Origin of the sequence: Veillonella parvula (assembly GCF_032550495.1) — a bacterium.
GTDB lineage: Bacteria > Bacillota > Negativicutes > Veillonellales > Veillonellaceae > Veillonella > Veillonella parvula_G.
This window is the reverse complement of record NZ_JAWFZJ010000004.1, coordinates 84,466-99,110: the sequence shown is the minus strand read 5'-3', so window position 1 is coordinate 99,110 and position 14,645 is coordinate 84,466. Positions and strand designations below refer to the sequence as shown.

General features: G+C 39.2%; 12 protein-coding genes. All 12 read left to right on the top strand.

The window, feature by feature from the left end; all coding sequences use genetic code 11:
* Positions 1-58 precede the first annotated feature (58 nt).
* The 12 genes from E6X37_RS08805 to E6X37_RS08750 all read left to right on the top strand — a co-directional run bounded on the left by E6X37_RS08805 (position 59) and on the right by E6X37_RS08750 (position 14,627).
* Positions 59-1,402, top strand: a complete 1,344-nt coding sequence (locus E6X37_RS08805) for an NCS2 family permease (protein ID WP_316689750.1) — start codon at positions 59-61, stop codon at positions 1,400-1,402.
* Between the two features lie 102 nt (positions 1,403-1,504).
* Positions 1,505-2,785, top strand: coding sequence for a guanine deaminase (gene guaD, locus E6X37_RS08800; protein ID WP_316689749.1), 1,281 nt, complete (start codon positions 1,505-1,507; stop codon positions 2,783-2,785).
* A gap of 242 nt (positions 2,786-3,027) precedes the next feature.
* Positions 3,028-3,981, top strand: coding sequence for a cation diffusion facilitator family transporter (locus E6X37_RS08795; protein WP_316689748.1), 954 nt, complete (start codon positions 3,028-3,030; stop codon positions 3,979-3,981).
* 125 nt (positions 3,982-4,106) lie between these two features.
* A complete protein-coding gene (gene serS, locus E6X37_RS08790; RefSeq protein WP_316689747.1) occupies positions 4,107-5,387 on the top strand; it encodes a serine--tRNA ligase in 1,281 nt (426 codons plus the stop codon).
* A 13-nt stretch (positions 5,388-5,400) separates the two neighbouring features.
* A complete protein-coding gene (gene fsa / locus E6X37_RS08785; RefSeq protein WP_156696962.1) occupies positions 5,401-6,045 on the top strand; it encodes a fructose-6-phosphate aldolase in 645 nt (214 codons plus the stop codon).
* A 59-nt stretch (positions 6,046-6,104) separates the two neighbouring features.
* Positions 6,105-7,067, top strand: coding sequence for a class II fructose-bisphosphatase (gene glpX / locus E6X37_RS08780; RefSeq protein WP_024060969.1), 963 nt, complete (start codon positions 6,105-6,107; stop codon positions 7,065-7,067).
* A gap of 200 nt (positions 7,068-7,267) precedes the next feature.
* Positions 7,268-8,533: a UDP-N-acetylglucosamine 1-carboxyvinyltransferase gene (gene murA, locus E6X37_RS08775; RefSeq protein WP_156696963.1), complete on the top strand. Its 1,266-nt coding sequence runs from the start codon at positions 7,268-7,270 to the stop codon at positions 8,531-8,533.
* Positions 8,514-9,899, top strand: a complete 1,386-nt coding sequence (gene mreB, locus E6X37_RS08770) for a rod shape-determining protein (protein ID WP_156696964.1) — start codon at positions 8,514-8,516, stop codon at positions 9,897-9,899. Before murA ends, mreB begins: the two co-directional genes overlap by 20 nt.
* Positions 9,900-10,126: 227 nt before the next feature.
* Positions 10,127-11,467 carry a phosphodiester glycosidase family protein gene (locus E6X37_RS08765; protein ID WP_156696965.1) on the top strand — a complete coding sequence of 447 codons (1,341 nt, stop codon included), beginning with the start codon at positions 10,127-10,129 and terminating at the stop codon, positions 11,465-11,467.
* An 88-nt stretch (positions 11,468-11,555) separates the two neighbouring features.
* Complete coding sequence (locus tag E6X37_RS08760; protein WP_004695449.1) at positions 11,556-11,840, top strand: biotin/lipoyl-containing protein; 285 nt, start codon at positions 11,556-11,558, stop codon at positions 11,838-11,840.
* A 12-nt stretch (positions 11,841-11,852) separates the two neighbouring features.
* The gene (locus E6X37_RS08755) at positions 11,853-13,835 is read left to right on the top strand and encodes a SpoIVB peptidase S55 domain-containing protein (RefSeq protein ID WP_316689746.1); all 1,983 of its coding nucleotides are present in this window, start codon (positions 11,853-11,855) and stop codon (positions 13,833-13,835) included.
* A 30-nt stretch (positions 13,836-13,865) separates the two neighbouring features.
* Entirely contained in the window at positions 13,866-14,627 is a 762-nt protein-coding gene (locus E6X37_RS08750) for an MlaE family ABC transporter permease (RefSeq protein WP_004695453.1), read from the top strand.
* Positions 14,628-14,645: the final 18 nt, after the last annotated feature.

The following is a 14,645-nucleotide window of genomic DNA, read 5'->3' as shown; positions in this document are numbered from 1 at the left end:
TGTAGCCGTTTTTTATTTAACTAAATTTATGTTTCTAAAAGTTTAGGAGGTAAGTGCGATGAGTTTAATGGATTATGAAAGAGGTAATCAGGCTAATGGTTGTCTTGATCGATTTTTCAAGTTGACCAAACATGGAACATCAGTAAAAACTGAGTTCTTTGCAGGTATTACAATGTTTATTGCATCCGTGTATATACTGGCGGTAATACCAAATTTACTATCTGTATCAGGAATGCCTCATGCTAGTGCCGTGGCGGCTGTAATTTTAACAACTGCTTTTGCAACTATGCTTATTGGCTTAGTAGCAAATGTTCCCGTTATCGTAGCCCCTGGCCTTGGCCTTAGTGCATTTTTTTCGTATACCATTTGTGGTGCCATGGGCCTTAGTTGGCAAACTGCATTAGGTGCCGTTTTTATTTCCGGTACAGTATTTGTTATTTTAACAGTTACCAAAGTTCTTAATAAAATTGTAGATGGTATTCCACAAGTACTGAAAACCTCTATTGGTGTAGGTATTGGTTTATTTGTTGCCTTCATTGGCTTTAAAAATGCTCATATTATCGTACCTAATAATGCTACCTTTGTAACGTTAGGTAATATGCAAGATCCAGCAGTATTATTGACTTTGTTAGGCTTATTTATTACTAGTATTTTGCTAGCAAAACAAGTTAAAGGCGGTTTGCTCATTGGCATGGCGTTCACTACAATCGCAGCAATGGGATTAGGTTTAACTAAGATGCCTACTACAAGCGCGGATATCTTTAACTTGATACCACCAGTTCCGGTTGATACATTCGCTCAGCTAGATGTAATGGGCGCTATTAAATATGGTATCTTTTCTATTATTTTTTCTATTACCATTGTAGATATGTTTGATAATATCGGTACATTAATTGGTGTAACGAGAAAAGCTAACTTGGTAGATGAAAATGGTAAGTTCGAAGGTTTGAACAAAGCATTGCTATGTACGTCTATTGGTGCTGCAGCAGGTGCCGTTGTAGGTACTTCTACAGTGACTTCTTATATTGAAAGTGCGGCAGCCGTTGCCGACGGTGGTCGTACAGGTCTTACGGCAGTAGTAACTGGTCTGTTATACTTGGTATCCTTGTTCTTTGCACCATTGTTCTTATTGGTGCCCGTACAAGCGACAGCTCCTGTACTGATTACTATTGGCGTATTTATGATGAGTGAAGTAACGCATATTGATTTTACTGATTTCACAGAAGCGTTGCCTGCGTTCTTAACAATTCTTCTTATGCCATTAACATTTAGTATTGCTCAAGGTTTATCCTTTGGATTTGTTTCTTATACATTAATTAAATTAGCTACAGGTCGTCGTCACGAAATTCATCCTATTATGTACATCATGACTGTGGCGTTCATTATTCACTTTGCTATTTAAATAGCATATACTATGAATCATATAGCATAGTCTATTAAAGAAAAAATCTAGCGTATTATATGGGCACAATACTTTAGAGTCCTGATTACGCGAGGAGGTTATATGAATTCGACACTTATTTTAAAAGGAAATATCTTATATACACCTGATCCATCGGCATTTGTATCCATTCAACAGAGTTATATTATTGCTGTAGACGGGGTGGTTGTTCATTGTGGTGAAAGTATTCCTACAGTTTATGCAGAATATGATGTTGTTGATTACGGAGATAATCTCATCATTCCTGGCTTTGTTGATACCCATGCACATGCACCACAATATTGTAATCGTGGACTTGGCATGGATAAGGAACTTTTACCATGGCTTGAAACTTATACATTTCCTGAAGAGGCAAAGTTTAGTGATCCAGATTATGCTCGCCTAGTATATGGTGCCTTTGTTCACGATTTATGGCGCAATGGTACGACGAGAAGTATTTTGTTCGGCACAATCCATAAAGACAGTACATTAGTGTTGATGGAGCTTTTACAAAAAGCAGGATTGTCAGCCTATGTAGGCAAGGTAAATATGGATCGAAACAGCCCAGAATTTCTTATAGAGGAAACGAAACAGTCTTTGCTCGATACAAAGGCTTGGTTAGATGAGGCAGCTCAGTTTGATCCTTTGGTTAAACCTATCATTACACCTCGCTTTGTACCATCTTGTACGAGTGAACTCATGACAGGACTTGCTAAATTAGCGAAAGAATACAATGTCCCTGTTCAATCTCATTTGTCGGAAAATCACGGCGAAATTGATTGGGTCGCATCATTACATCCTGAGTCGTCAAATTATACAGATGTGTACTATGAACATCATTTGATGGGCACTGTGCCAACTGTAATGGCTCATTGCATTCATTTGAGCGATGCAGAAATGGATCGCCTGGCTGAAACGCAGACCATGGTATCCCATTGTCCCTATTCAAATGTAAATCTTTCTAGCGGAATTGCACCGATTCGTAAGCTGATTGAGCGGAATATACCAATCGGTTTAGGCTCCGATATTTCTGGTGGACATATTGTATCGATGGCAAAGGTCCTTACTGAAGCTATTGGTTTATCCAAAATGAAATGGGCTGAAGTAGACTCAAACTATGCACCGCTCACCCTAAGTGAAGCCTTCTATATGGCTACCAAGGGTGGTGGACAATTTTTTGGCCATGTTGGAAGCTTTGAAAAAGGCTATGAGTTAGATGCCCTTATTATCGATGATACGTCCTTATTTGACCCAAATGAACGTTCTTTAGAAGAGCGCTTAGAGCGGTGGTTATACGTAGGGGATGATCGTCATATCATTGAACGCTATGTGGTTGGTCGCGTAGTTCCGAGTCCAAAAGGGTAAAGTTTATATCTTACAGAAAAAAATACTGATATATTTAAAGCAGCTAGTTTGTATACTCTTCAAACTAGCTGCTTTTCGGTGCTTCTTTTAGAACCTGACCGAGGTGTTAGATAAACTTTTGATTATGGTTTATGGTAGGTTTTATAGCTTTCCTGTTTATATTACTGAACAGGGCAATTTTGCTCATCAATTCACTTGGTGTATAATAAAAAAATGTACAAATTAAGAAAGTGGGGGTCTTAATGGATATATTAGGAGCAAGGCGCTCTATTGAACAAAAGCTACTAATGCAATCTGTTGCTTTGATGGCGCTAGTTGCGGTGAGCGGTACTGTAATGGGGATTGTGACAGGGTCTAGTGCAGTGTTGTTAGATGGGGTATTTTCCTTCGTTGATGTTGTTATTAAGATTATGATGCTTATGACAGCCAAGTTAGTTGCTAGAGAAACGAGTAAGCGATTCCAATTCGGTTTTTGGCAATTTGAACCTCTGGTGCTCGCCGTGGAGGGCTTTTTTATTCTTCTCATAGTAATTTATGCCTTATCTAGTGGCATTACAGATCTTTTGTCTGGTGGACGTCACGTAGACTTCGGACCAGCTATTTTCTATGCTATATTCTTTACCGTTGCAGATACTGCTTACTATCTTTATGTACGTCGTATTAATAAAAGTTTACAGTCTAACTTGATTAAATTTGATAATGTAAGTTGGTATGTCGATGCTTTGTTAGAAGCGGCTATCTTGATTAGCTTCATTGTGGCTACTATGCTAGAAAGTACTGAATATGCTAGATGGGCTACTTATATTGACCCTATTGTATTAATTATTTTAGCTGTACAAATGGTACCGTCTGCATTTCGTATTATTGTGCCATCCATGAAACAAATATTGGGGTGGGCACCAACTTCATTGCATAATGAAGTGCAAGAAATTATGGATCGCTTTATGGAAAAGTATAATTTTAAAGATTATGTGACGAGTGTGCAAGTATACGGCAATACTCGAATTATTGAAATTGATATTTTAGTTCGTAAAAGCTTTCCCTATCAAACCATTGCTGAAATTGATGCTATTCGCAATGAAATTGACCAAGAAATTGGTGGTAACCCAACGGAAAAATGGGTAACCATTTCTTTTACAGGCACGCGTAAATGGATGGCAAAAGATTATTTGCTAGATGAAGAAGATGATGAATAATATAAATTATTAGTGTGAAGACTAGTATATAGCACATAATTTAATGATAAATACACCAATATATGGTATACTTAAACGTATTGAATATATTGTGCGTAACATAGTTGGAAAATGAGGTTTATAGTATGTTAGATTTAAAATTTGTCCGTGAAAATATTGATTTAGTGCAACAAAATTTAGATAATCGTCATACAAAAGGCGATCTGAAAACCTTTGTATCCGCTTATGATGAACGTCGTCAATTGATCGGTCAAGTAGAAGAATTAAAAGCGCTTCGCAATTCTGTAACAGAAGAAATTAGCAAATTAAAACGCAATAAAGAAAATGCTGATGAAAAAATCGGAGAAATGAAAAAAGTAGGCGATGAGATTGCTGAGCTTGATAACCGTATTCGCGAAGTGGAAACAAAATTGCGTGATGCGGCATTGATGTTGCCAAATTTGTGTGATGCATCTGTTCCTGTAGGTGCCGATGAAGATGAAAATGTGGAGCAACGCAAATGGGGCGAACCACGTCAATTTGATTTTGATGTACAAGCTCATTGGGATTTAGGTGAAAACCTCGATATTCTTGATTTCAACCGTGCAGGCAAAATGAGTGGAGCTCGCTTTACTGTGTATAAGGGGTTAGGTGCTCGTTTGGAACGCGCTCTTATCAACTTCATGGTGGATCTTCATGTAGACAAACATGGCTATACTGAAATGATGACTCCATATATGGTAACTCGTGAAACTTTGACGGGCACCGGGCAATTGCCTAAATTTGCTGAAGATATGTATCATGTAGAGGGGACGGAATATTTCTTGATTCCAACTGCTGAGGTTACATTGACTAATTATCACGGTGGCGAAATTTTGAGCGAAGAGGAATTGCCTAAATACTATACTGCATTCACCGCATGTTTCCGTGCTGAAGCGGGTTCCGCGGGGCGTGATACTCGTGGCCTTATTCGCCAACATCAATTTAATAAAGTTGAAATGGTTAAATTAGCTAAACCGGAAGATTCTTTCAAAGAATTAGAAACATTAACGGATAATGCAGAAGAAGTATTACGTTTATTAGAATTACCGTTCCGTGTTATCACTTTGTGCACAGGTGATATGGGCTTTGGTTCTGCTAAAACCTATGATGTAGAGGTGTGGATGCCTGCACAAGGCAAGTATAGGGAAATTTCCTCTTGCTCTAATATGACTGATTTCCAAGCTCGTCGTGCTAATATTAAATTCCGCCGTGGACCTAAGGGTAAACCAGAATTCGTTCATACATTAAATGGATCTGGCCTTGCAGTAGGGCGTACAGTAGCCGCTATCTTGGAAAACTATCAACAAGCCGATGGGTCCGTTGTAATTCCAAAAGTTCTCGTGCCATACATGGGTGGCGTTGAAGTGATTTCACCGGCTAAATAAGAGGGGGCATTTTATGAGATTCTTTATTGATACAGCAGAATTTGATGAGATTAAAGAAGCCTATGACTTTGGTTTTATTGATGGTGTAACTACAAACCCATCGCTTATCGTGAAAGCTAAACGCGATTTGAAACAAGTTATTTCTGAAATTGCAAATCTTGTTGATGGACCTGTTAGCGCAGAGGTTATTTCCTCTGATACTGAAGGCATGGTGGCGGAAGCACATGACCTTGTGAAATTAGGCTCTAACGTGGTTATTAAAGTTCCTATGACTCCAGAAGGCCTTAAAGCCGTTGCTGTTTTGCGCAAAGAAGACATTAAAACGAATGTGACTTTGATTTTTTCTGCAAACCAAGCGTTATTAGCTGCTCGTGCAGGTGCAAGTTATGTGAGTCCATTTGTGGGGCGCATTGATGATATCAGCATGGATGGCCTTACATTAATTCAAGATATTGCAGATATTTTCGCTATTCATGAAATTGAAACTGAAATTATTGCTGCTAGTGTGAGAACGCCGTTGCATATTATTCAATGTGCTAAGGCAGGTGCTCATATTGCAACTGTTCCATTTAAAGTACTTATGCAAGCTATGAAACATCCATTGACTGATGCAGGACTAGCAAAATTTATGGAAGATTGGAAACAAGCTAATCAATAAGTTAGAGACTCTAGGTAAGAGTCATATCAATACATAGAGGACTTATAAGGAGGCCCATTATGGATCGTACATTATCTTTGGAATTTGCTCGTGTCGTTGAAGCCGCAGCTTTGCGTAGCGGTCGTTTGCTTGGCCGTGGGCAAAAGGATGCAGCCGATGGTCTTGCTGTAGATGCTATGCGTCAAGCGTTTGATTCTGTTCGCATTTCTGGTACGGTAGTTATCGGAGAAGGCGAAATTGATGAAGCTCCTATGCTTTATATCGGAGAACACGTAGGCGCTGGCGGACCAGAAGTAGATATCGCAGTTGATCCTATTGAAGGGACAAACTTGATTGCTAAAGGTCAAAATGGTGCTATTGCAGTTATGGCGATTGCAGAAAAAGGTGGCTTGTTACATGCACCAGATATGTACATGGAGAAACTTTGTGTTGGTCCTCGCGGTGCAGGTGCTATCGATATTACGAAATCTTTGACCGAAAATATCAAAAATGTAGCGACTAAAATGGAACGTAATGTAGATGAAATCACGTTGGTTATGCTTGATCGTGAGCGTCATCAAGGCTTGATGAAAGAAGCTCGTGAAGTAGGGGCTCGCATTATGCTCATCTCTGATGGTGATGTTAATCCAGCTATGGAATGTTGTATCGAAGGTTCTGGGGTACACATGGTTGTAGGTACTGGTGGTGCACCTGAAGGTGTACTAGCGGCTGCAGCCTTGAAATGTGTAGGCGGCGATATGCAAGCTCGCTTAAAACCAGAAACGGATGAAGAAATTCGTCGTTGCCATGAAATGGGTATTGCCGATGTAAACCAAGTGCTCACATTAAATGATTTAGTTCGTACTGATGATGTTATCTTTGCGGCTACTGCCATTACACGTGGTAACTTATTAAATCCAATTCAATATTTTCCAGGTGGTGCGCGTACGCATACTATTGTAATGCGGTCTAAAACTGGTACGGTTCGCTTCCTTGATACCGTGCATATGGATCATAAACTTAAAACATTAAAAGCAAAATAAGAATAAAGCCCTGAAATATACTCAAAAATTGGACATAAATTTTTGAGATATATTCAGGGCTTTTTTTCTTTGTATTTTCTCTTATTCTCTTGATGAGATATATCGAAAAATAGTATAATAACATTTAGTATATGACGTTATAAATACAAGGTCTTGTAGCTTATACAAGATGAACGATATAAAGTGTAGGAGGAATTCTGTTGGAAAAGTTAATCATTCAAGGTGGCAATCGGTTGGAAGGACGTGTACGTGTTAGTAGTGCTAAAAATGCAGTGCTCCCTATTATTGCCGGTACTTTGCTAGCATCAACGCCTAGTAAATTGCTTGAAATTCCAAATTTAGAAGATGTAGGCACGATTTGCCAAGTTATCGAGTCTTTGGGGGTTAAAATCGCTCGTAATAATGCAGATGGTGAAATTGTTTTTGATGCTTCTACATTGACTGCTACGGAAGCTCCTTATGAACTTGTACGTAAAATGCGTGCATCCTTCCTTGTCATGGGTCCACTTTTGGCTCGTAAAGGGGAGGCTAAAATCTCAATGCCTGGTGGATGTGCTATCGGTGCACGCCCCATTGATCTTCACTTAAAAGCATTTGAAGCATTAGGTGCAAAAATTGAAATTACTGAAGATTACGTATATGCTCATGCACCGGAAGGACTTAAAGGGACTCAAATTTATTTGGATTTTCCAAGTGTGGGGGCTACAGAGAATGTAATTATGGCTGCTTCTATGGCGAAAGGTAAAACCGTTATCGAAAATGCTGCAGAAGAGCCTGAAATTGTTGATTTGGCTACATTCTTAAATGCTATGGGTGCTAATATTCGCGGAGCTGGTACAAATGTGATTCGTATTGAAGGTGTACCTCAATTAAACGGTGCTATTCATACAGTAATTCCTGACCGCATTGAAGCTGGTACATATTTAATCGCAGCTGCTATGGCAGGTGGTGATGTATTTGTGGAAAACGCATTGCCAGAACATCTAAAACCAGTAGTGGCTAAATTAAAGGAGGCTGGTGTAACAGTAGAGGAAGAAATCGACGGTATTCGCGTTATCAGTAGTGGTAAAGGCATTAAAGCTGTGGACATTAAAACATTGCCATACCCTGGATTTCCAACAGATATGCAAGCTCAATTTATGGCTCTTACTACGATTGCGGAAGGCACTAGTACAGTAACAGAAACTGTTTTTGAAAACCGATTTATGCATGTTGCTGAACTTCGTAAAATGGGAGCGCATATCGACATTGACAATCGTCAAGCTATTGTCGAAGGTATGCCAAGCTTACATGGGGCTATAGTAAATGCTACTGATTTGCGTGCTGGAGCGGCGCTTGTATGTGCTGCATTGACTGCGGAAGGTAGAACAGAAGTCGGTCGTTTACATCATATTGACCGAGGTTATGATGATTTTGTAGGTAAATTGCAAAGGTTAGGTGCTGATATTGTTCGGGTTGACGAATAAGAGTACACAGCCAAAACAAAATAAAAAGAAAAGAAGCCGGCGCTCTAAAGGGCCGGCTTTATACAACGAGCAACAGAACTTAGGTGCTGCAAAGGTTGAAAATTCGAAAGTGAGTACTACACGCAAACCATTGAGAAGGACAAAACGTAAGTCTACTAAGCTTTCAAATGGCGTGGCAAAGCAAGCTAATCATTTGGCCTCCAATATGCGTGAGACCATGATTAAAGTTACAAAAATGCGCCGTGCTGAACGACGTAGTCGTGAGACTGTAGCGATTGCTAAAACAACACCAGCCATGACATTAAAACGTTTAGTTCGACCTGAGCAAGTTGGGGATTTTATGAGTCGTTTAAATCGATCCTTAAACTTCGATTTGGGAATTGATTTAGGGACTGCAAATATCCTCATTTTTGCGAAGGGTAAAGGCTTGGTATTAGATGAACCTGCGTATATTGCACGGGATGATAAAACTGGTGATATTCTTGCTTTAGGTGAGGCTGCACGTTCTATGGTGGGCCGTACTCCAAAAGGGATTTCCGTCATCCGTCCAGTTCAAGCGGGCGTTATTGCAGATTATGATATGACAGAATTCATGTTGAAGTACTTTATTCGCTCCGTTGTACCTGCTTCTAGATTGATGAAGACGCGTATTATTGTATGTGTTCCGTCGGGCATTACACCAGTTGAAAAACGCGCTATTTTGGAAGCTTTACTCAGAACTGGTGCAAAAAAGACAGTCCTTATTGAAGAACCATTGGCTGCTGCTATGGGGACTGGTCTCAATGATGCTGAGCACGTAGGGGCGATGGTTGTCGATGTTGGTGGTGGCACTACGGATATTGCCGTTCTTTGTGATACGGGTGTAGTTGTAAGTGAATCACTTCGCATCGGTGGAGATTCTTTTAACGAATCTATTATTCGCTATATCCGTCGTAAGAAACGCTTGGTTATTGGTCCGCTAACAGCAGAGAAAATTAAAATTTCTGTAGGGACTGTGGATCGCCGTGCAAAGGAGCGCACGATTGAGGTACGAGGACGAGATTCAAGTTCTGGATTACCAAAGATGGTTGCGGTGAATTCTTTAGAGATTCAACGTGCTCTAGAAGCACAAGTGATGAATGTTTTGGAAGGCGTTAAGTCTATTCTAGAAAAAACTCCACCGGAACTTGTGGCCGCTATCAACGATCATGGCATAATTCTTACTGGTGGTGGCGCGCTCATCGATGGATTAGACCGTGTTATTACACGTTCTATTGGAATCGCGGCATACCTTGTAGAATCTCCAAGATATGCAGTGATTAAAGGTGTTGCAAAGGCATTAGATGAAATGTCACAGCTTCGTGATACATTAGATGAGTTACAATAATATAGTTACAATAATATACCATGATGATGTAAGCTTAAATTGACGAGGTTATGGTCTACAGTTATTCTATTTTATGTATGGAGTATCTTTAGACTGTAACCTCGTTTTTCGTTTATTTTTTGAATTTTTCATCTTTATGCTGTATACTATAGTAAAAGTATATTGCGTAAAATTGATGTAATGATATAAGGCCATTATTATGGTTTGTAGCTATAGAGGAATTAAAGATGAAACGATATCTGTATATGACTTTTGCTGTTTTAGGTCTACTGGGTAGTACCGTTCCTCATGCTGAGGCCGGTAATTTAACAGGGGTGCGCGTATCTAATCATGAAGGTACAAGCCGAATTGTTTTAGATGTATCTGAAATGCCTGTATCTTGGACTCAATCCTATAATGAAGAAACACATGCTCTTACATTGAACTTAGGGGGCACTACAAATGCTTTAACTGGCCCCATATCACAAAATGATAAAAAAACGGGAGTTCTTAAAGGCATTGGCTTACAACCGGTTAATGGGGCCTTACGAGTAACATTAACAGCGAATAAGGATGTACAACATCATGAGTTTGCATTAGAAAAGCCTTCGCGTATAGTAGTGGATTTATTTTCTGGCTATGCGCAACAGACTACAAAAGATGTAAATAAATCTGTAACGTATAGCAAAATTAATAACACCGTAGCTGAAGGGAAAATTCAAGCCTTTGCATTGACCGTAGATAATGATTCACCTATGGTGGTGGCGCATGTTCCAGAAGGTAAACCATTATCTTCTGTTACTCAAGCTCATACAGCTATCATTGGAGCAAAGGTAAAAGGGGGCAGTTTTGAACGACCTTACTCAGTGGCGAGTGATGGAGCCATTGATTTAGAGCGTATTTCTAATCGTGGTACGTTACGATATACGCCTAATAGAGGATACTTTATAGAAGAGAAAAAACCTTTGCTTCAAGCTAAAACAAAGAATGAGAGTTTTGTAATCACCTCCGTTGATACGGTTCGTAAAGAGAATGCCTTGACCCTTTATACGTCAACTTATGGTCCTTCTACAAAGACCAATGAATATGGTTATGAAGTGACTGTAGCTAATGGCAAGGTTATTAGTAAACAAAAGGGAAATTCTAAAATTGGGGAAAACCAATATGTATTGTCTGGTCATGGCGAATCTGGAAATGCTTTACGAAAATTAAAAGTTGGAACACCTATTACGATTCAAAATAGAGAAGAACTTGCTCAAGTTAGTACTACCGGTGGAGCTAGTTTAGAAGTGGGCACTATGGTGATGAAAGGCGGTCGCTATGTAGGAGCTGATGAATCTAATAACAAAGGTCGTAGTTTCATTGGAACCACAAAGGAACATGATTTAGTTGTGCTAACAGTTGATAAATCCGAACTTCAATCTGTAGGTGTGACTCAAAAAGAAGGAGCTCAGTTATTGTCTAAATTAGGTGTTGTTGATGGCGCTGAATTATCAAATCAAGGTAGCATTGATATAGTTATCAATGATGATTATGTACACAAATCTTCTGCACCTATGAGTTATGAGGATATAGTAATCATAAAATAGATTCGTTGCATACAATTTTGTTTGAAATATTACTAATAATTTAGTATACTATAAATACATAACTAATTTTGTAAAAGGAGGGATCGTTATGAAAAGAGTAGTGTTAGCTTTAGCTGCATTAGGCATTTTAAGTGTTAGCTCTGTAATGGCGGCCCCTGTATCATACCAAAGTGTATTAACAGGTAAAGTTGCTTCTACAGTTTCTGTTGGTACTTCTGTAACAGAAGGCCAAACATTGGTGACTGTAGAGACATTGGCTGGTCCTATGGCTGCTGCTAAATCTACTGTAACTGGTACTGTAACGGCGGTTAATGTTACAGTGGGTTCAGACGTTTCTCGTGATCAAATCGTTGTCACTGTAGAAAGTAAATAAAGGAGAGAAGGAATGAAGTTTTCTCATTCTTGGCGTCGGTATAGAAAAGCGATACTGGCGCTTTTCTTCTGTACTTCACTTACAACTGTACAGGCTATTGATTTTATGCCTGTCAATGATGTAACAACAGGTATGGAAGGTATTGCAAAAACTGTAATCGTAGGGGATACTATTTCCACCTTTGATGTAAAGGTATTGGGTGTCATGAAGGATAAGGGACCATCTGGTCATCTTATTTTAGCCAAGTTTTCCGGACCCGTTATGGATCAAACTGGTGGCATTGCGCATGGTATGAGTGGTAGCCCTGTATATATAAATGGTAAACTTGTTGGGGCTGTTGCTTATGGCTGGGGGTTTGCGGATGGTACGATAGGTATGATTACTCCTATTGAGGATATGGTCAAACTATGGAATATACCATATGAGAAAAACTTATCTAAACCTTGGGATGATACACAATTGATTCCTTTAGGCACTCCACTTATGGCGTATGGCTTCGATGCGGCATCAATGGAATACTTTAAATCGAAGTTACCACAATATAAATATGAAACATATGACACCGCAAGTGCTAGTGGTGATGAAATTGCAAAACCTTTAGAAGCTGGTGGCTCGGTAGCGGCTTTGCTAGTTGATGGTGACCTTAAATTGGGCGCTATTGGTACTGTTACTCATGTAGATGGTGAAAAGGTTGTTGCCTTTGGTCATCCATTCTTAAAACATGGTTCTTCTAACTATTTTATGCACAATGCAAGTATCTTTACCGTTGTAAAAAGCTATAATGCTGCCTTTAAGCTTGGCTCTATGGGTAAAGAGATTGGTTCTGTTACTGAAGATAGAGGTGCCGGTATTGCAGGTGTATCAGGCGTGATTTCGCCAGGTATTCCATTGCGATTCCATTTAAAGGATATTGATATGGGCCGTGATAGAACTAGTTCCGTCAAGGTTATTGAAGATGGTGAAATGACACCAACTTTAGCAGCTACAGCCTTATACAATATGTTGAATAAAACATTGGATCGCAGTGGTTCTGGTACGGCTACAATTTCTTATACTATTACGCCAAAAGGGAAAGAACATAAGCCATTAACGCGGACAAATATGTTCTACAGCTCTGATTCCATTAGTGAAAAAGCAGTTGATGAATTTTATAATGTTATCGATGTGCTTATGAACAATCGATTCATCAACTATGAAATTTCGGATATTTCGGTTGAAACAAACGTAACGCAAGATAAGAAAACAGCCAAGCTTATAGATGCTTCTGCTTCGTCTACTGTAGTTTCTCCTGGGGATACTATTGTAGTAGATGTAACATTAGAACCGTTCCGCGGCGAAAAGGTTATTAAACAAATCTTCTTTAAGGTCCCAGAAGATCAAGCTATTGGTAAATATACTTTAGAGGTACGTGGCGGTGGCGAGATTCCATTGCCATACGTATTGGAAAAACAAAAGTATAATTTAACAGACGAAATTTTACGCCGTTTGAAAGTTCATAAAGATTTCGATGAGCTTTATGATGAGATTCAAAAGACTGATACAAATAATCAAATCGTTGTAGAATTTTTGGAAGATGGTATTAGCTTAGTTGATGAAGATGGCTCTCAATCTGTTAAAAAGGCTAAACTTAAAGATGTGGAATCAAAACCTATGCCAGGGGATGTAAAGAAAAAAACAGGTCAAGAAGATTTGAGTTCTAGTAAGGATGATGAAAAGAAACCTGAAAAGACTGCCGTTGATACTGAGTACATCGTGCAAGGTGATGGTCAATTTACGATTCATGTAATGAAGTCCGCTGATCGTGATAAAGAATTAGCAAAACGCGTCAAAGAAGCGAAACATCAGATTAAGATGGAACGCAAGTTAGAATTGGAAGATCAATCTAAAAAAGATAAAACGGATAAAGCTGAGTCTAAAAAGGACCCTAAAAAAGAGTCGAAAGAAACTAATAAAAAAGATGAGGCTAATGCTGGTGAAACAAATACACCTGAATAAGTTGAAACTGTAAGGGAAAGGGAGACACTGTTGAGTTGGCTAGAATCGATAGGTCGAGTCGTCATAAACGGCCTATCACAGATGGGTAGTGCTACATTATTAGTGTGGCAAACAATAAAACAATTAAAAATGATTAATCTGTGGCATGTATTTCAGCAGATGGCTCACCTAGGGGTAGACTCTTTGCCTATTATTAGCTTAACTTTGCTCTTTGCTGGTGCGGTTATGACTTTACAGATTACAGATGTACTCATTACCTATGGTGCTCAAAGTACAGTAGGTGGCCTTATGGCTGTAGCTATGGGCCGTGAATTGGGCCCTATCTTAGTTGGTGTAGTATTAGCCGGCCGTGTTGGCGCCGCCATCACGGCTGAAATTGGTACAATGAAGGTAACAGAACAAATTGATGCCCTACGTGTTATGGCTGTTGACCCTGTTGGTTACCTCGTGGTACCACGTGTAGTAGCGTGTATGATTATGGTGCCAATTTTGGCATTTTATGGTGTTGTTATCGGTATTGCCGGTGGTTACTTTGTAGCCACTGTTATCAAGGGTTTGGCGCCTAGTACATATTTAGATTCTATTCAAATGTTTTCTACCATTTCAGATTTCACCTTAGGACTTATAAAGTCTAGTGTGTTTGGTGCTGTCATTGCATTGGTAGGTGCTTATAAGGGCATGGAAACTAAAATGGGCGCAGAAGCTGTTGGTTTTTCCACTACTAGTTCTGTAGTAACTAGTATTATTCTAGTATTTGTATTAAATTACTTTTTATCTACATTGTTATTTTAGTGGATATTTTTAGAGGGA